This window comes from Streptomyces sp. NPDC088706 (assembly GCF_044752765.1).
Classification (GTDB): domain Bacteria; phylum Actinomycetota; class Actinomycetes; order Streptomycetales; family Streptomycetaceae; genus Streptomyces.
Window position 1 is genome coordinate 889,784 of sequence record NZ_JBIVLW010000001.1, and the last position, 18,247, is coordinate 908,030.

The following is an 18,247-nucleotide window of genomic DNA, read 5'->3' on the forward strand; positions in this document are numbered from 1 at the left end:
GGCGCATCCTTCGTACGTGTGCGGGTCAGACCTGCTTCCTGGACTTGTCCAGGACCATGACCAGGGCCGTGATCAACAGGAACAGGCCGATGGGCGCGATGACGTAGAGACCGATGGTCTCCATCACGCTCAGGCCCTGGCCCGGGTCGTCACCGTCGTCGGCCGTGAGCGCGAGGGCCGGGGCCGACATGAGCAGCATCATCAGCGTCGTCCCGGCCGCAACGACGCCGGCGCGCATAGCGTTCTTCTTGTCCACGGTGCCAACGTAGCGAACGCCTAGTCGGGGCGCTCGCCCGGGGGTGCCGTACGGGCCGTGCGGGGGCGCATGACCTCCATCAGTCCGTGCAGGCGGGGTGAGGCGGCGATCTCCTCCAGGGTGACCGGGTGGCCCTCGGCGTCGGCGACGGGCAGTCGCCAGTTGGGGTACTGGTCCCAGGTGCCGGGGAGGTTCTGCGGGCGGCGGTCGCCCACGGCGTCGGGGAGCCAGACGCCGGTCATCCGGGCGGGGGTGGCGAGCAGGAAGCGGTGGACCGCGCGGACGGCGGCCTCCTCGTTGCCCTCGCCCTCGGGGAGCATCCGCAGCCGGGCCAGGAGCGCCAGCCACTCGGCGGTGGAGGTGACGTCCTCGGTGAGCTCCTCCTCCAGGGGGCGGGTGAGCAGGCCGAGGCGGTGGCGGAGCGTCACATGGTCGCCGGTCAGCCGGGCGGCGGTGGAGGGCAGGTCGTGGGTGGTGGCGGTGGCGAGGCAGTCACGGCGCCACTGCTCGGGGGCCAGCGGCCGCCCGTCGCCCTCCCAGTCGCGTTCGAACCAGAGCACGGAGGTGCCGAGCACCCCGCGCCGGGTGAGCGCCTCGCGGACGCCGGGCTCGACGGTGCCCAGGTCCTCGCCGACCACGACGGCGCCGGCCCGGTGGGCCTCCAGGACCAGGACGGCGAGCATCGCCTCGGCGTCGTACGCGACGTACGTACCGTCGGTGGGCGGGCACCCCTCCGGCACCCACCAGAGCCGGAACAGGCCCATGACGTGGTCGATGCGCACTGCTCCCGCGTGGGCCAGCAGGCCGCGCAGCAGGCCCCGGAAGGCGGCGTATCCGGTGGCGGCGAGGGTGTCGGGGCGCCAGGGCGGCAGGCCCCAGTCCTGGCCGCGCGCGTTGAAGGCGTCCGGCGGCGCGCCGACCGACATCCCGTGGGCGAAGGCGTCCTGCTGGGCCCACGTGTCGGCCCCGGCCGGGTGTACCCCGACCGCCAGGTCGTGGACGATCCCGACCGGCATCCCGGCGCCCTCGGCGGCCCGCTGGGCGTCGGCGAGCTGGGTGGCGGTCAGCCAGGCGAGGCGGCAGTGCAGGTCGACCCGGTCCAGCAGCTCGGCGCGGGCGCGGGCGGTCCCCGGGGAGCGGGGGTCACGCAGGGGCTCGGGCCAGCTGTGCCAGTCGGGGCCGTGTACCTCGGCGAGCGCGCACCACAGGGCGTGGTCCTCCAGCGCCTGGCCCTGCTCCGCGAGGAAGTCGCAGTAGGCGGCGCGGCGGCCGGGGGTGAGCGGCACCTGGGCGATCAGCTCCAGGGCCTGCCGCTTCAGCTCCCAGACGGCGTCCCGGTCGATCAGCGCGCCCTTGTTGAGCACGGCCTCGCTCAGCGCCGCCGCGTCCTGGCGGAGGTCGTCCAGGGTGGCGCGGTCGTGGACGTGCCCGTACTCCGGGACCGACTCGACGTGCAGGTGCACGGGGTCGGGGAAGCGGCGCGATGAGGGGCGGTACGGGGAGGGGTCGGTGGGGCGGCCGGGGACCGCCGCGTGCAACGGGTTGACCTGGACGAACCCGGCGCCGAGCGTGCGCCCGGACCAGGCGGCGAGGTCGGCCAGGTCGGACAGGTCGCCCATGCCCCAGGAGCGGGCGGAGAGCAGGGAGTAGAGCTGGACCAGGAAGCCGTGGGTGCGCCCGGGCGGCTGCGGGACCCGGGGCGGGGCGACGACCAGGGTGGCGGTGGCCTCGTGGTGGTCGGGCGTGCGGAGGTGGAGGCGGTGGACACCGCAGGGAGGCTCGGTCCACCCGGCGGGGACGGTGGGCGGGGACCCGGCCGCCGTCCCCGCCGTCGGCGAGGTGGACGCATCCGGCACCATCCGGGAGGCGGCCACGTCCGACACCGCCAGGGAGGCGGGCGCGTCCGACGCCGCCCGGGAGCCCGTGTCCAGCACCGTCCGGGAGGCGGGCGCGTCCGACGCCGCCCGGGAGTCCGTGTCCAGCACCGTCCGGGGGGCGGGCGGGTCCGACGCCGCCCGGGAGTCCGTGTCCAGCACCGTCCGGGGGGCGGGCGGGTCCGACGCCGCCCGGGAGTCCGTGTCCAGCACCGTCCGGGAGGCGGGCGCGTCCGACGCCGCCCGGGAGTCCGTGTCCAGCACCGTCCGGGAGGCGGCGGGGTCCGGCGTCCGCTCGGGCGGGGAGGTCTGCGGCGCCTTCCAGGACGAGGCGGCCCCCGGCACCTTCCAGGTGACGGCGGGCCGGGGGGTCCCGCCCGCCGGCTCCGGCTCGACCGTCACGGTCGAGCCGGGCGGCAGCCCGGCCAGCTCGGGCGGCAGCGGCTCACCGGCCCAGACCACCACGGTCGGCGGCAGCAGGCGCGAGCGGGACTCCGCGGCGACAAGTGACCTCCGTACGTCCTCCGGGGTGCCGGCGTCCACGCCCAGCGCGGCGAGCACGGCGATGACCGTGTCGTCGGGGACGGACACCGTGACATCCGGAGACGGGGAGTAGGAGGTGGCGACACCGTGCAATGCGGCGAGCCGGGACAAGCCCATTCAGACTCCTGGGAACTCCATGCCCCCCGCGGCACCGGGTGCCGGTTTACTGGTCAGAGGGGCGACGGCGGCGAGCGGAGGCTCGCTCGTGAGCGGGGTGGCATCGGCGAGCGGGGGCTCGCTGGTCAGCGGTGCGGCGTCGGGGTACGAGGATTCGCCGGGGAGGAGGGAGAGGTCGGCGAGCGGCGGCCCGCTGATCAGGTGGGCGACATCGGCGAGGGGAAGTCCGCTGGTCAGCGGCGCGGGATCGGCTTGGGCGGGTACCTGTTCGGAGAGGGCGGAGAGCAGAAGCTGCGCGGATGCGGGCATGGTGGCCTCCTGGCCGTGGAGAACAGGACACAGCAGGCCTACCCAGGCCCCGCGTGCGCAGACCTGGACGTGACATACGCGTCATGACGGCGTGCGCGGTGACGTCATGGCGGCGAACGCATCAGGACAACGAGCCCAACGTGCCATGGGTCACATTCCGTTCCCCCGCACGGCAGCTATGGGCTGTTTTCAGCCACTCCCTCCCCTCACTCCCGTCCCAAGAGGCACGAAGGTGCCACTATTCGCGGCAAGTCCGGCAGAACAGCCACACGCATTGACACCCTCACGCACGGGTGGTGGGCTCGGACCCCACTCAGATCCTTCGAGGGAGCGTGACGTGCGGTTCGGGCGCAGGAAGCAGGCCACGGCCGTGGCCGTCGCCGTGATCGGCGGTCTGCTGGGTCCGGTCGCACCGGCCGCGACCGCCGCCCCCCTCGACCCCGGCAGACCCGCCGCCGCCTCGCCCGACCGCGCCGGCAGCGCCCAGCCGCCCGCCGTCTGGCCCCGGCCCCAGAGCATCGAGGCCACCGGCCCGGCCCTGCCGCTCGGCACCGAGGCCACCGTCCTCGCCGCGCCGGACGCCGATCGTTACGCCGTGGCGCAGCTGCGCTCCTTGCTGCGCGCCGCCGGGGTCGCCACCGTGCACGAGGGCCTGCCCGGGCGCGGGCCCCTGATCCGGATCGGTGGTCCGGGCGCCGGACAGGCCCTGCGGGCGCTGCGCGCACCCGAGCGCGCCGATCTGCCCGCGGGCGGCTACCGGATCGCGTCCGGCCGGGTCGCCGGGCGCGCCACCGTGGCCCTGGACGGGCTCGGCGAGGACGGCCTGTTCCACGCGGTCCAGACCCTGCGCCAGCTGGTCAGCGGCGGCTCGGTGGCCGGCGTGGTGGTGCGGGACTGGCCGGGAACGGCCGTACGCGGCATGACCGAGGGGTTCTACGGACGACCCTGGACCCAGCAGGAGCGGCTCGCCCAGATCGCCTTCATGGGCCGCACCAAGCAGAACCGGTACCTCTACGCGGCCGGCGACGACCCCTACCGGCTGGCCCGCTGGCGCGAGCCCTACCCGGCCGACCGGCGGGCCGACTTCCGGGCGCTGGCGCGCGAGGCGCGGGCCGAGCATGTGACGCTCGGCTGGGCCGTGTCCCCGGGCCAGGCGATGTGCATGGCCTCCGACCAGGACGTCCGGGCGCTGACGAAGAAGATCGACGCGATGTGGGCGCTGGGGGTGCGGGTCTTCCAGCTCCAGTTCCAGGACGTCAGCTACAGCGAGTGGCACTGCGACCTGGACGCCGAGCGGTTCGGCAGCGGCCCCGAGGCGGCGGCCCGGGCGCAGGCCCAGGTGGCCGGTGCGGTCGCCCGGCACCTGGCGGAGCGCCACCCGGACGCGGCACGGCTGTCGGTGCTGCCGACGGAGTTCTACCAGGACGGGGCGACCGACTACCGCACGGCGCTCGCCGCCGAGCTGGACGGCCGGGTGCAGGTGGCCTGGACGGGCGTCGGGGTCGTACCGGAGAAGATCACCGGTGGTGAGCTGGCCGGGGCGCGTGCCGCGTTCCGCCACCCGCTGGTGACGATGGACAACTACCCGGTCAACGACTACGCCCAGGACCGGATCTTCCTCGGGCCGTACACCGGCCGCGACCCGGCGGTGGCGGGCGGTTCGGCGGCGCTGCTGGCCAACGCGATGGAGCAGGCGTCCGCCTCGCGCATCCCGCTGTTCACCGCGGCCGACTTCGCCTGGAACCCGAAGGGGTACCGCGCGGACGCGTCCTGGCAGGCGGCGATCGACGATCTCGCGGGCGGCGACGCGGGGGCCCGGGAGGCGTTGCGGGCGCTCGCGGGCAACAGCGCGGACTCGGTGCTCGGTGCGGAGGAGTCCGCCTATCTGCGGCCCCTGTTCACCGCGTTCTGGCAGTCCCGGGCATCGGGCGCCCCGGTCCGGGACCGGGCGGCGCGCGAGCTGCGGGCGGCCTTCACCGTGATGCGGCGGGCCCCCGAGCGGCTGGCCACCCCCGCCGAGGGGCGCCTCGCCGACGAGGTGCGCCCGTGGACCGAGCAGCTGGCCCGGTACGGTCGCGCCGGTGAGCTCGCCGTGGACCTGCTCCAGGCCCAGGCGGGCGGCGACGGGGCGGGGGCCTGGCGGGCGCAGCTGGCCCTGGAGCCACTGCGCGAGGAGATCGCGGCGCAGAAGGCCACGGTCGGCAAGGGGGTGCTCGACCCCTTCCTGGACCGGGCCGAGAAGGCCGCCGACGGCTGGAACGGCATCGACCGCGCCGGCGGCCGGGTCACCGAGGACAGCAGCGGCCACACGGTCCGCCTGGACCGGGCCCGCCCGCTCCAGGCGGTGACGGTGCTCGCCGAGCCGGGCCCCGCCCTGACCGGCGCGGTCGTCGAGGCCCATGTGCCGGGCGAGGGCTGGCGGGCGCTGGGGCGGCTGTCGCCGGCCGGCTGGACCCAGACCCCCGCGAAGGGGCTGCGTGCCGACGCCGTACGGGTCACCGTGCCCGAGGCGGCCCGGACCACGCCCCCGTCCTATCTGAGCCCCAGCCTGCCGACGGCCCCCGCGATCCCGGCGGACACCCTGCGGCTGCGCGCCCTGGTGCCGTGGTTCGGGGACGAGCCCGCCGCCACGCTCGACCTGGCGCGCGGCGAGACGGACGCGGAGATCGGCGGCGAACCGCAGCGGGTCGCGGCGCGGCTGGCCGGGCGGCGTCCGGCCGAGGTGAAGGGCAAGCTCACCGCGAAGGCCCCTGAGGGCATCGAGGTGCGGGTCCCGAAGCAGACGACCGTGCCGCGCGGCTCCCGTACCGAGGTGCCGGTGGACATCACCGTTCCGGCGGACACCCCGGCGGGTGAGTACGAGGTGCCGCTGACCTTCGGCGGCCAGGAGTCCACCCTGACCGTGCGGGCCTTCCCGCGTACCGGCGGGCCGGATCTGGTGCGTACGGCCACGGCCTCCTCCTCCGGCGACGAGACCCCCGACTTCCCCGCCTCCGACGCCTCCGACGGCGACCCGGAGACCCGGTGGTCCTCCCCGGTGGAGGACGGCGCGTGGTGGCGGGCCGAGCTGGTGCGGCCGGTGCGGCTGGGCCAGGTGGTGCTGTCCTGGCAGGACGCGTACGCCTCCGGTTACCGGGTCCAGGTCTCCGCCGACGGCCGTACCTGGCGCACCGCGGCGACCGTCCGGGAGGGCCGGGGCGGGCGCGAGTCGGTGCGGATGGACGCCGAGGGCACCCGGTTCATCCGGGTGCGGGGCGACGCCCGGGCGACGCAGTACGGCTACTCGCTCTGGTCGGTGGAGGCGTACGCGGTCGCGGAGTGACCCGTACAGCGGGCCCGGCGACGGCGAAGGCCCGGTCTCAGGCGGAAACGCCGTCGATCCGGGCCATCACGTCGTCCGCGCCGAACGGTTGCAGGTACGGCAGCCAGCGCGGGTCGCGGTGTCCGGTCCCGATGATCCGCCAGGCCAGGCCGGTCGGCGGAGCGGGCTGGTGGCGCAGCCGCCAGCCGAGCTCGGGGAGGTGGCGGTCGGCCTTGACGTGGTTGCAGCGGCGGCAGGCGGCCACCACGTTGTCCCAAGCGTGCTGTCCACCGCGGCTGCGTGGAATGACGTGGTCGACGCTGGTCGCGGCGGCCCCGCAGTACATGCAGCGCCCCCCGTCCCGGGCGAACAGCGCCCGGCGCGTCAGGGGAACGGGCCCCCGGTAGGGGACCCGGACGAAACGCTTGAGCCGGACCACACTGGGCGCGGGCACGGCACGGGTGGCACTGTGCAGGAAGGCGCCGGTCTCCTCAAGGCAGATGGCCTTGTTCTCGAGGACGAGGACGAGCGCGCGGCGGAGCGGTACGACGCCGAGCGGCTCGTACGACGCGTTGAGAACCAGGACGTGCGGCACGGTGGATGCCTCCTTGTACGCCGGCGGCGCGTGGCTCGCGCCGGGACGATCCGATCTCAGTCTCTCCTCATGCCTGGTCGAAGCGCCACCACGTAGGGGTAACGGGCCGGGAGGATTTTTCTCACCCTCCGGCGCGGCGGGCGCCCGCCGGGCTCCGGAGTGGTGCCTCACCAGGGCGGCCGTGCGCACTGTGCGATCGGCCACAGCGGACCTGTCCCCGGTGAGACCTGTCTCTCCTCCGCTGACGGCAACGATCCACTCCCCCGGCTTCGTTAGTGTGGATGACCCGCCGTCGTCCCCCTGGAGGTCCCTGTCGTGTCCCTGTCCGCCCTCTTGGCCGCAGCCCCGTCACCCGAGCCGGTCGGCTCGCTGGACGACGCCGCCGAGCAGGCCGGGAACGCCGCGGGCTGGGTCGAGGCGAACTGGTCCACCTGGCTGAGCACCGGTCTGCGCATCCTGTTGATCGTCGCGGTCGCGGTCACGCTGCGCTACCTGATCCGGCGCGCCCTGACCAACCTGATCGACCGGATGAACCGCAGTGCCCAGGCGGTGGAGGGCACGGCGCTGGGCGGTCTGCTGGTGAACGCGGAGCGCAGGCGCCAGCGCTCGGAAGCGATCGGCTCGGTCCTGCGCTCGGTGGCCTCCTTCATGATCCTGGGGACGGCCGTCCTGATGGTGCTGGGCGCCTTCAAGATCAACCTGGCGCCCCTGCTCGCGTCGGCGGGTGTGGCGGGGGTGGCCCTCGGTTTCGGCGCCCGCAACCTGGTCACGGACTTCCTCTCCGGCGTCTTCATGATCCTGGAGGACCAGTACGGGGTCGGGGACACGATCGACGCGGGGGTGGCCTCGGGTGAGGTCATAGAGGTCGGCCTGCGGGTCACCAAGCTGCGCGGCGACAACGGTGAGATCTGGTACGTCCGCAACGGCGAGGTCAAGCGGATCGGCAACCTCAGCCAGGGCTGGTCCACCGCCGGGGTCGACGTGACCGTGCGCCCCACGGAGAACCTGGAGCACGTCCGCGCGGCGATCACCACGGCCGCCGAGACCATGACGAAGGAAGACCCCTGGTCGGAGCGGCTGTGGGGCCCGGTGGAGGTGCTCGGCCTGGACGCGGTCCTGCTGGACTCCATGACGGTCCGGGTCACCGCGAAGACGATGCCGGGCAAGTCGATCGGCGTGGAGCGCGAGCTGCGCTGGCGCATCAAGCAGGCGCTGGACGAGGCGGGCATCCGGATGATCGGCGCGGTGCCGCTCCAGACGGACGGCGAGTCCACGGCGGACCCGACGGCAGCGATGGCGGCCCCCTCGGCGTACGCGTCGGCGACCTCCCCGCAGTCGCTGGCGGCGACGCCGATACCGCCGCCCACCAATCTGAACAAGTAGGGCCTCACCCCGGCGCCCCCGGCCGCCCCTGGATCCCAGGAAGGCGGCCGGGGGCGTCGGCGTGCGAGGTAACGCTTTGATTGCCGGACGGGCGGTCCCCATTGACGCCCCGGTGGCTAGCGTCCTACCGTCCTCCCAGAATAGGAAACTTTCCTAACAGAGTTCGGGCGCAGGGCCCGGCAGAGCTCCTCACAGAGGTGGGTGCGTCCACGATGACGGGAACCACACCGGGCACCCCCCGGGTGCTGCGGGCCATGAACGACCGGGCCGCCCTCGATCTGCTGCTGGAGCACGGGCCGCTCTCCCGGACCCGGATCGGCAAGCTGACCGGGCTGTCCAAGCCCACCGCATCGCAGCTCCTGGCGCGGCTGGAGGCGGCCGGTCTCGTCGTCGCCACCGGGACCAGCGAGGGGCGGCCGGGGCCCAACGCGCAGCTCTACATGGTGAACGCGCGCGCCGCGCATGTGGCCGGGCTCGACGTGAATGAGCGGCGCATCGTCGCCGCCGTCGCGGACGTGACCGGGACCAGCGTCGGGCAGTTCGAGCTGGCGACCCCCGGCCGGCGCGCCGACAGCGTGGTGCGCCAGGTCGCCGACGCGCTGGACGGGGCGGTGAAGGCGGCCGGGCTCACCCGCGCCGACATCCACCGGGTCGTCATCGGCACCCCGGGCGCCTTCGACCCGAGCACCGGGCGGCTGCGGTACGCCTCGCACCTGCCCGGCTGGCACTCCCCCACCCTCCTGGACGAACTGGCCGCGTTCCTGCCGATGCCGGTGGAGTACGAGAACGACGTCAACCTGGTCGCCGTGGCCGAGCAGCGCCTCGGTGCGGCCCGCGGGCACGAGGACTTCGTGCTGCTGTGGAACGGGGAGGGCCTCGGCGCCGCCCTCGTCATCAACGGGCGCCTGCACCGCGGCTTCACCGGCGGCGCGGGCGAGGTCGGCTTCCTGCCGGTGCCCGGAACCCCCCTCGTACGCCAGGTCGTCAAGGCCAACAGCGGCGGCTTCCAGGAGCTGGCGGGCGCCCAGGCGGTGCCCCGGCTCGCCAAGGCGCTCGGCATCGACACCCCGCAGCAGCCGTACGCCGAGGCCGCCGCCGCCCTGCTGGAGCGGGCGGCCGCCGCGTACGGGCAGGACCAGGCGCTGACCGAGCTGCTGGGCCAGTACGCCCACCGGCTCGCCACCGGTCTCGCCTCCGTCACCGCCGTGCTGGACCCCGGGCTCATCGTGCTCTCCGGCGGTGCGGTCGCCGCCGGCGGCGAGGTCCTGCGCTCCCTCATCCAGTCCGAGCTGGCCGAGCTCGCCGCCTCCCGGCCCCGGCTGGTCGTCGGCGAGATCGACCGTACCCCCGTGCTGCGCGGCGCCCTGGAGAGGGCGCTCGCCGACACCCGCGACGAAGTGTTCGACACCTCGCGCTGAGCCCGTCCATTTCCCGTCCCTGCCGTCTGCCTCTCTTCCCCGCCCCTGGGAGCTTTGTCATGCGCACAAGCCGTCTCACCAGCACCGCTGTCGCCGTCGCCGCGATATCGGTGCTCGCCACCGCGTGTACCGGCCAGTCCGAGGCCGGGGCCACCGACGACCCGAAGGCGGAGACCACGATCAACTTCTGGCACGGCTGGAGCTCGCCCGCCGAGGTCAAGGCCGTCCAGGACAACATCGACCGGTTCGAGAAGGCCCACCCGAACATCACGGTGAAGGTCTCCGGCAACATCAACGACGACAAGCTCAACCAGGCGCTGCGCGCGGGCGGTTCGAACGGGCCGGACGTCGTCTCCTCCTTCACCACCTCCAACGTCGGCAAGTTCTGCTCGTCGGGCGCCTTCACCGACCTGAAGCCGTTCATCGAGAAGTCGAAGCTCGACCTGGAGAAGACCTTCCCGAAGGTCCTGCTCGACTACACCCAGTTCGAGGGCAAGCGCTGCGCCCTGCCGCTGCTCACCGACGCCTACGGCCTCTACTACAACAAGGACGCCTTCAAGAAGGCCGGGATCACCGCGCCGCCGAAGACGATGTCCGAACTGGCGAGCGTGGCCAAGAAGCTGACGGTCGAGAAGGGCGACGGCTACCAGCAGCTCGGGTTCATGCCCACCTTCCACGGCTACGAGACCGTCGCCGACCACTACCTGTCCTCGTGGGACCACACGTACTTCGACGAGAACGGCAAGTCCAACATCGCCAAGGACCCGGCGTTCGCGGAGATGTTCACGTACCAGAAGAAGCTCGTGGAGGACCTCGGCGGCTACCCGAAGCTGGAGAAGTACCGCGGCACCTTCGGTGACGAGTGGGGCGCCAAGCACCCCTTCCACACCGGCCAGGTGGCCATGCAGCTGGACGGCGAGTGGCGGCTCGGGATGGCCGAGGACGCCGGGGTCGGCTTCGAGATCGGGGTCGCGCCGATGCCCGTCGCCGACGACGAGGCGGACAGCTACGGCAAGGGATTCCTCTCCGGCACCATCGTGGGCATCGCCCCGGCCGGCAAGAAGCAGAACGCGGCGTGGGAGCTGGTGAAGTACATGACCAGTGACACGGAGGCGGTCGTGGACTTCGCCAACGGCATCCGTAACGTGCCCTCCACCTTCGAGGCGCTGAACTCGCCCGACCTGAAGTTCGACCCGCGCTTCCGGACCTTCCTGGACATCGCCCAGCACCCGAAGTCCAGCACCCCCGACGGGGCCGTCAACGGTTCGGCGTACCAGCTCACCCTCCAGGACTTCGGCTACCAGTACGAGAAGGGCGCGGTGAAGGACCTCCAGGCCGGCCTGGAGAAGACCGCGAAGCAGATCGACACCGACATCGCCAAGGCCAAGTAGCCCGACGATGACGACGCACACTCTCCGCTCCAAGCGCCGCAGGTCGGCGCTGCGGAACGCGGCCTTCATGTCACCGTGGCTGATCGGGTTCTCGGTCTTCTTCGCGTACCCGATGGCCTCGACGGTCTACTTCTCCTTCATGTCGTACGACGGGTTCGGGGCGCCGGTCTTCAACGGGCTGACGAACTGGACCTACGTCTTCCGGGACTACCCGATGTTCTGGCCGTCGCTGGGGAACACGCTCTGGCTGGTGGTCGTCATGGTCACCTGCCGGGTCGTCTTCGGGCTCGGGACCGGTCTGCTGATCACGAAGATCAAGACGGGGACGGGTCTCTTCCGGACGCTGTTCTACCTCCCGTACCTGGCCCCGCCGGTCGCCGCGACGCTCGCCTTCGTCTTCCTGCTCAACCCCGGCACCGGGCCGGTCAACGCGATCCTGGGGGACCTGGGGCTGCCGACGCCCGGCTGGTTCAACGACGCCGCCTGGTCCAAGCCGGCCCTCACCATGCTCGCGGTCTGGGGCATCGGGGACCTGATGGTCATCTTCATGGCCTCGCTGCTGGACGTGCCGGCCGAGCAGTACGAGGCGGCCAAACTGGACGGCGCCTCCACCTGGCAGAGGTTCCGCTTCGTGACGCTGCCCAACATCGCGCCGATCGTGCTGTTCGCCGTGGTGACGGGCGTCATCCAGGCCATGCAGTACTACACGCAGCCGCTGGTCGCCGGAAAGGTCGCCTCCGGGGTCATCGGCGGCTCCGGCCAGTCCTTCGAACCCGGCTATCCCGACAAGTCGACACTCACGCTCCCCCAGCTCGTCTACAACCTCGGCTTCCAGCGCTTCGACTACGGCGCCGCCTGCGTCGTCGCCCTCATCCTGTTCGCCCTGGCCATGGCCTTCACCGCGCTGCTCATGCGAGGCCGCGACAGCCTGATCCAGGCCGGTGACTGAGCCATGACCCAACTCATCGAAAAGACCGCTCCCGCCCCGGCCGCCGACCGGCCCACGGCCGCCGCGCGCACCGCACGGCGCAAGGCCCTGCTGCACTGGATCGCCGTCCACTCGCTCGGGATCGCCGCCGCGCTCTTCTTCGTACTGCCGTTCGTCTTCGTGGTGCTGACCTCGCTGATGAACGACCAGCAGGCGCTGACCCGCGACCTCACCCCCGACACCTGGGAGTGGGGCAACTACGAACGGGTCTTCAACACCCCCGGCTTCCTCACCTGGTGGCGCAACACCCTGCTGTACGCCGGACTCGGCACCGTGCTGACCGTCGTGTCGTCCATCCCCGTGGCGTACGCGCTGGCGAAGTTCCGCTTCCGGGGCCGCAAGCTGTCGCTGATGCTCGTCATCTCGATGATGATGCTGCCGCCGCAGGTCGTCATCATCCCCATGTACCTGTTCTGGGCGCAGCAGATGGACCTGTCCGGCACGCTGTGGCCGCTGATCATCCCGATGGCGTTCGGTGACGCGTTCTCCATCTTCCTGCTGCGGCAGTTCCTCCTGACCATCCCGAACGAGTATCTGGACGCGGCCAAGGTGGACGGCTGCGGTGAGTTCCGTACGCTGATCAAGGTCGTCCTGCCGATGGCGAAGCGGCATCGCGGCCATCGCCCTCTTCCAGTTCTTCGCCGCCTGGAACGACTACTTCGGACCACAGATCTACGCCTCCGAGAACCCGGCCGCCTGGACCCTCAGTTACGGCCTGGAATCCTTCAAGGGCGCTCACCACACCGACTGGAACCTGACCATGGCCGCGACCGTTCTGGTCATGGCCCCTGTGATCGCCGTCTTCTTCTTCGCTCAGAAGGCATTCGTCGAGGGCGTCACACTCACCGGAGTAAAGGGCTGACAATGAAGCTCGCAGTAGTGGGTGGCGGGTCCACCTACACCCCTGAACTGATCGACGGCTTCGCCCGGTTGCGGGACACGCTGCCGGTCGAGGAGCTGGTCCTCGTCGACCCGGCGGCCGACCGGCTGGAGCTGGTCGGCGGCCTGGCCCGGCGGATCTTCGCCAAGCAGGACCACGCCGGGAAGATCACCACGACCACCGACCTGGACGCCGGTGTGGCCGGCGCCGACGCGGTCCTCCTCCAGCTGCGCGTCGGCGGACAGGCCGCGCGCGACCAGGACGAGACCTGGCCGCTGGAGTGCGGCTGCGTCGGCCAGGAGACCACCGGCGCGGGCGGCCTCGCCAAGGCGCTGCGGACCGTGCCGGTCGTGCTGGACATCGCCGAACGGGTGCGCCGCGCCAACCCGGACGCCTGGATCATCGACTTCACCAACCCGGTCGGCATCGTCACCCGGGCCCTGCTCCAGGCCGGGCACAAGGCGGTCGGCCTGTGCAACGTGGCGATCGGGTTCCAGCGCACGTTCGCCCGGCTGCTGGAGGTGAACCCCTCCGAGGTGCACCTGGACCACGTCGGGCTCAACCACCTCACCTGGGAGCTGGGTGTGCGGCTCGGCGGCCCGGACGGCGAGAACGTGCTGCCGAAGCTGCTCGCCAAGCACGGCGACACCATCGCCGACGACCTCCACCTGCCCCGGCAGATCCTGGACCGGCTCGGCGTCGTCCCCTCGTACTACCTGCGCTACTTCTACGCCCACGACGAGGTCGTACGGGAGCTCGGCACCAAGCCGTCCCGGGCCGCCGAGGTCGCGGCGATGGAGAAGGAGCTGCTGACGATGTACGGCGACCCGACGCTGGACACGAAGCCCGGTCTGCTCGCCAAGCGCGGCGGCGCGTTCTACTCGGAGGCGGCCGTGGACCTCGCGGCCTCCCTGCTGGGCGGCGGCGGTTCGCCGGTCCAGGTGGTCAACACGTACAACGACGGGACGCTGCCGTTCCTCCCGGACGACGCGGTCATCGAGGTCCAGGCCCGGGTCGGGCACGACGGCGCGACCCCGCTGGCCGTCCCCGCGCTGGACCCGCTGTACGCCGGTCTGATCGCCAACGTGACCGCCTACGAGGACCTCGCCCTGGAAGCCGCGCTGCGCGGAGGCCGGGACCGGGTCTTCAAGGCGCTGCTCGCCCATCCGCTGATCGGTCAGTACGACTACGCCGAGCAGCTCACCGACCGGCTGGTCGCGCACAACCGGGAGCACCTCGCGTGGGCGTGAACGTCGCGGTCGTCGCCGTCGACGCGGGCAACAGCAAGACCGATGTGGCGTTGCTCGGTGCGGACGGCACGGTCCTCGCCACGGCTCGGGGCGGCGGGTTCCAGCCGCCGTTGGTGGGAGTGGACTCCGCCGTCGACGTCCTGGGCTCGGCCCTGGACCGGGCCGTCGCGGAGCTGCCCTCCGCGCCCGGCTCCCTCGGCCACATCTCGGCGTGCCTCGCCAACGCCGACCTGCCGGTCGAGGAGGCCGAACTGACCCAGGCGCTGGAGGCGCGGGGCTGGGGCACCTCGGTCCAGGTGCGCAACGACACCTTCGCGGTCCTGCGCGCGGGGGTGGACGAGCCCCGGGGCGTCGCGGTGGTCTGCGGGGCCGGGATCAACTGCGCGGGCATGGCGCCGGACGGGCGGACGGCCCGGTTCCCCGCGATCGGCCGGATATCCGGCGACTGGGGCGGCGGCGCGGGGCTGGCGGACGAGGCGCTGTGGTTCGCCGCCCGCGCCGAGGACGGGCGCGGTGAGCCGACCGGGCTGGCCGTGACGCTGCCGGCGCACTTCGGGCTCGACTCGATGTACGCGCTGATCGAGGCGCTGCACCGGGGCGCGATCCCGATGACCCGGCGGCACGAGCTGACACCGGTGCTGTTCGCCACGGCCCTCTCCGGGGACCCGGTGGCGGCCTCGCTGGTGGAGCGGCTGGCCGAGGAGGTGGTGGCGATGGCCTCGGTGGCGCTGACCCGCCTGGAGCTGCTGGAGGAGGAGGCGCCGGTGCTGCTGGGCGGCAGCGTGCTGGCCGCGCGCCATCCGCGGCTGAACGACCGGATCGCCGAACTGCTGGCGGCCCGCGCCCCGAAGGCGGTGGTGCGGGTGGTGACCGAGCCGCCGGTGCTGGGGGCGGCGCTGCTGGGCCTGGACGTCACGGGGGCGGCGCCGGAGGTGCACCGGCGACTGCGGGCGCAGTACGCCTGATCTCCCGGGGGTCCGACGCGGGGCGTCCTGTCGCTTTCACGCGGTGGGGTGCCCCTCGTTCGGGGGAACGCGGAGCAGGTGAGGGAACCGATCGCGCGCCTCACACGTGTACCTGATGGGGAGTCCGGAACGCCGGGGGACGGCGGGACGGGCGGATGGCTGGGGATGCTGCGGATCGGGCCCGGTGGCGGGTCGGCAGAGGCTTCGGGGGAGGCCGCTGACGGGGCGGGTTCGCTTATGGGGAGGTTTCGGGGCGCGTTGCGCCGATCGCCTTGATCGGCCGCTTCCGCCCTGATCGAATGCGTTGACCGGTGGGATCCAGGCGTTCGTGATGTACGTGTCCGTCCCTGCGGCCATACTTCTGGCCGGGCGCCGGCTCCCGGTCGGCCGGGGTCCGGGGCATCGTCGGTGACCGAGGGGGAGGTGGAGTGACACAGCTGCAGCAGGGCGGCCCGCGGACGCAGCGCGCGCCGGAACAGGCGCCCGTGCCCATCGGCCTGCCCGCACAGCGCCGTTCCACCTGGGCCGTGCGGAGCCGACGGCTGCGCGCGGTGGGGACGACCGAGCCCGGCCGCCTCCAGATCATCGGGGCCGTCCTGGCGCTGCTGGTCGTGGCGTTCGGGGCGGTGACCGCACTGGAGATCTCGCACCGGGCCTCCGCCGCCGACGACGTGGTGGGGCGCAGTCAGCCGCTCAGCGCGGACGCGGCGAACATCTACCGCTCGCTCGCCGACGCGGACACGATGGCGGCGAGCGGCTTCCTCGCCGGGGCGCAGGAGCCCGAGGCCGTACAGGACCAGTACCGCAAGGACATCGAGGAAGCGGCCCGGCTGCTGGTCAAGGCGTCGGCGAACACCGACTCCTCGACCCGCTCCTGGCAGGAGATCACCACGCTCAACGAGCTGCTGCCCGTCTACACCGGCCTGATCGAGCGGGCCCGCGCCAACAACCGGCAGGGGCTCCCGCTGGGCGGTGCCTATCTCCGGTACGCCAACCGGAAGATGACCGACGAGCTGCTGCCGGCCGCCGAGCGGCTGTACGCGGCGGAGACGGGCCGGCTCGAAGGGGACTCCGCCGACGCCCGGCGGTGGCCCTTCCTCTCGCTCGCCGCCGGAATCGTGGTGCTGGGCGCGCTGGTGTGGACGCAGCGCCGCAACTACCACCGTACCAACCGGGTGTTCAACCACGGGCTGCTGGTGGCGACGGCCGCCGCCTCGGTGGTGCTGCTCTGGCTGGCGGTGGGGCACACGGTGGCCCGCACCGAGCTGCGCTCCGCCATGGTGCACGGCCAGGAATCGCTCGACGTCCTCAACAACGCGCGGATCAACTCCCTGAAGGCCCGGGCCAACGAGAACCTCACGTTGGTGGCGCGCGGCGCCGTGCTGACGGCCGACGGCTCGGCCGACCAGTACGAGAGGGACTACACCACCGGTATGAAGGCCCTCGGGGCGCAGCTGAAGCAGGCCCGGCGGCTCGCCGACGACGAGAGCGGCAGCGCGCCGGTGGCCGGGGCCGCCAGGAGCGTCACCGAGTGGCAGGACCGCCACCGCACGGCGCGCGCCACGGACGACCAGGGCGACTACGACGGTGCGCTGAAGCAGATCATCGGGGCCGAGGACTCCACCGGGCAGTCCTTCCACCAGGTGGACAGCGCCCTGCGGAAGGCGCTCGCCCATGAGCAGGGCGAGTTCACCGCGGCCGCCGAGGACGGGCGCGGGGCCCTGCGCGGCCTGCCGACCGGAGCCGCCGCACTGGCGGTGCTGGGAGCGGTCGGCGCGATCCTCGGGGTCAACCGCAGACTCTCGGAGTACCGGTGAGAGGGGCAGCGATGGCCAGGGCGAGGACATGGACACGGCGCGGCCCCGCGCGGGGCGGGCTGCGCGGCTGGGGCGGTGTGACGGGGATGGCGGTGGCGTGCGTGCTCACCGCCTCGCTCACCCTGCTGCCGCTCTCCCTGCACGGCGAGCGGACCGCCGGGGCGGACACGGTCGGCGGGACGACGGCGACCGTGCCGGTGCGGGCCGAGGCGTGCACCGATCCGGAGGCGAGCCTGCCGCCCTCGTCGGTGGACGGGCCGGGCATCCAGAAGATCAAGGCGCGCGGGAAGCTGGTCGCCGGCGTCGACCAGAACAGCTTCCGCTGGGGCTACCGCAACCCCTACAGCGGCGAGCTCGAAGGGTTCGACATCGACCTCGTGCGGGCGCTGGCCAAGGACATCCTGGGCGATCCCGACGCGGTGATCTTCCGGGCCATCCCCACCAACCAGCGCATCGCCGCCCTGGAGAGGGACCGGGTCGACGTCATCGTGCGGACGATGACCATCAACTGCAAGCGGCTGGAGCAGGTCTCCTTCTCCACCGCCTACTTCCGGACCGGACAGCAGATCCTGGCCCCCAAGGACTCCCCCATCACGGGGTACGACGACTCGCTGAAGGGCAAGCGGGTCTGCTCCGGCGAGGGCACCACCGCCTACGAGGCGCTGGAGAGGAAGTCGTACGGGGCGATATTCAGGGACGGGTTCGACGGCACCGAGCGGGACCGGGACCAGCTGACCGTCCCCAACCAGCTGGACTGCCTGGTCCGGCTCCAGCTCGGCGAGGTCGACGCCGTCCTCACCGACAACGCCCTGGGCGCGGGGCAGGCCGCGCAGGACCCGGCGGTGGCGCTCAAGGGCACGGGGCCGTTCACCACCGAGTACTACGGCGTGGCGGCGAAGAGGGGGGCCGACGATCTGGTGGCCCGGGTCAACAAGGTCCTGGTCGACTACCGCGCGGGCGGGGCGGACAGCGCCTGGATGGTGTCGTACCGCAAGTGGCTGGCGGCCGGACTGCCCGGCATCACGGCGCCGCCGGCCCCCGAGTACCGCAGCGAGTGACCCCGGCGCGCCGGGACACGTGCGTAAGGCGGTGAACGCGTGCGTGCCGGACGGACGCACGTACCGGAGCAACCTGACCCCGTCCGGGCCCACCGGCCCGGC

Annotated in this window: 13 protein-coding genes and 1 pseudogene; 10 read left to right on the forward strand and 4 right to left on the reverse strand. The window is 72.8% G+C overall.

The window, feature by feature from the left end; genetic code table 11:
• Window positions 1–25 precede the first annotated feature (25 nt).
• Genes ACIQAK_RS04055 through ACIQAK_RS04065 form a run of 3 tightly spaced genes read right to left on the reverse strand, consistent with a single transcriptional unit; the run spans window position 26 to window position 3,099 of the window.
• On the reverse strand, window positions 26–256 hold the full coding sequence (locus tag ACIQAK_RS04055) for a hypothetical protein (RefSeq protein ID WP_366387890.1): 231 nt from the start codon (window positions 254–256) through the stop codon (window positions 26–28).
• 20 nt (window positions 257–276) lie between these two features.
• On the reverse strand, window positions 277–2,790 hold the full coding sequence (gene malQ / locus ACIQAK_RS04060; RefSeq protein ID WP_366387889.1) for a 4-alpha-glucanotransferase: 2,514 nt from the start codon (window positions 2,788–2,790) through the stop codon (window positions 277–279).
• Window positions 2,791–3,099, reverse strand: coding sequence for a hypothetical protein (locus ACIQAK_RS04065; protein WP_366387888.1), 309 nt, complete (start codon window positions 3,097–3,099; stop codon window positions 2,791–2,793).
• Between the two features lie 337 nt (window positions 3,100–3,436).
• Here ACIQAK_RS04065 and ACIQAK_RS04070 point away from each other — a divergent pair, with 337 nt between their 5' ends.
• Window positions 3,437–6,421 carry a beta-N-acetylglucosaminidase domain-containing protein gene (locus tag ACIQAK_RS04070; protein WP_366387887.1) on the forward strand — a complete coding sequence of 995 codons (2,985 nt, stop codon included), beginning with the start codon at window positions 3,437–3,439 and terminating at the stop codon, window positions 6,419–6,421.
• A 37-nt stretch (window positions 6,422–6,458) separates the two neighbouring features.
• Here ACIQAK_RS04070 and ACIQAK_RS04075 read toward each other — a convergent pair whose 3' ends face one another.
• On the reverse strand, window positions 6,459–6,995 hold the full coding sequence (locus ACIQAK_RS04075; protein WP_031122726.1) for an HNH endonuclease: 537 nt from the start codon (window positions 6,993–6,995) through the stop codon (window positions 6,459–6,461).
• 315 nt (window positions 6,996–7,310) lie between these two features.
• Between ACIQAK_RS04075 and ACIQAK_RS04080 the strand changes: the two genes are divergently transcribed.
• The 9 genes and pseudogenes from ACIQAK_RS04080 to ACIQAK_RS04120 all read left to right on the forward strand — a co-directional run bounded on the left by ACIQAK_RS04080 (window position 7,311) and on the right by ACIQAK_RS04120 (window position 18,145).
• Window positions 7,311–8,378, forward strand: coding sequence for a mechanosensitive ion channel family protein (locus ACIQAK_RS04080; protein WP_366387886.1), 1,068 nt, complete (start codon window positions 7,311–7,313; stop codon window positions 8,376–8,378).
• Window positions 8,379–8,590: 212 nt separating this feature from the next.
• A complete protein-coding gene (locus tag ACIQAK_RS04085) occupies window positions 8,591–9,796 on the forward strand; it encodes an ROK family transcriptional regulator (RefSeq protein WP_366387885.1) in 1,206 nt (401 codons plus the stop codon).
• A gap of 59 nt (window positions 9,797–9,855) precedes the next feature.
• Window positions 9,856–11,187, forward strand: coding sequence for an ABC transporter substrate-binding protein (locus tag ACIQAK_RS04090; protein ID WP_366387884.1), 1,332 nt, complete (start codon window positions 9,856–9,858; stop codon window positions 11,185–11,187).
• Between the two features lie 7 nt (window positions 11,188–11,194).
• Complete coding sequence (locus ACIQAK_RS04095) at window positions 11,195–12,136, forward strand: sugar ABC transporter permease (protein ID WP_366387883.1); 942 nt, start codon at window positions 11,195–11,197, stop codon at window positions 12,134–12,136.
• 3 nt (window positions 12,137–12,139) lie between these two features.
• Window positions 12,140–13,037 (forward strand): annotated as a pseudogene (locus ACIQAK_RS04100) (carbohydrate ABC transporter permease).
• A gap of 2 nt (window positions 13,038–13,039) precedes the next feature.
• Window positions 13,040–14,305, forward strand: a complete 1,266-nt coding sequence (locus ACIQAK_RS04105; protein WP_366387882.1) for a 6-phospho-beta-glucosidase — start codon at window positions 13,040–13,042, stop codon at window positions 14,303–14,305.
• Window positions 14,296–15,270, forward strand: coding sequence for a BadF/BadG/BcrA/BcrD ATPase family protein (locus ACIQAK_RS04110; RefSeq protein WP_366387881.1), 975 nt, complete (start codon window positions 14,296–14,298; stop codon window positions 15,268–15,270). The genes ACIQAK_RS04105 and ACIQAK_RS04110 overlap by 10 nt, the downstream gene beginning before the upstream one ends.
• 428 nt (window positions 15,271–15,698) lie before the next feature.
• Window positions 15,699–17,087 carry a hypothetical protein gene (locus tag ACIQAK_RS04115; protein WP_401847759.1) on the forward strand — a complete coding sequence of 463 codons (1,389 nt, stop codon included), beginning with the start codon at window positions 15,699–15,701 and terminating at the stop codon, window positions 17,085–17,087.
• An 11-nt stretch (window positions 17,088–17,098) separates the two neighbouring features.
• A complete protein-coding gene (locus ACIQAK_RS04120) occupies window positions 17,099–18,145 on the forward strand; it encodes a glutamate ABC transporter substrate-binding protein (RefSeq protein WP_366387880.1) in 1,047 nt (348 codons plus the stop codon).
• Window positions 18,146–18,247: the final 102 nt, after the last annotated feature.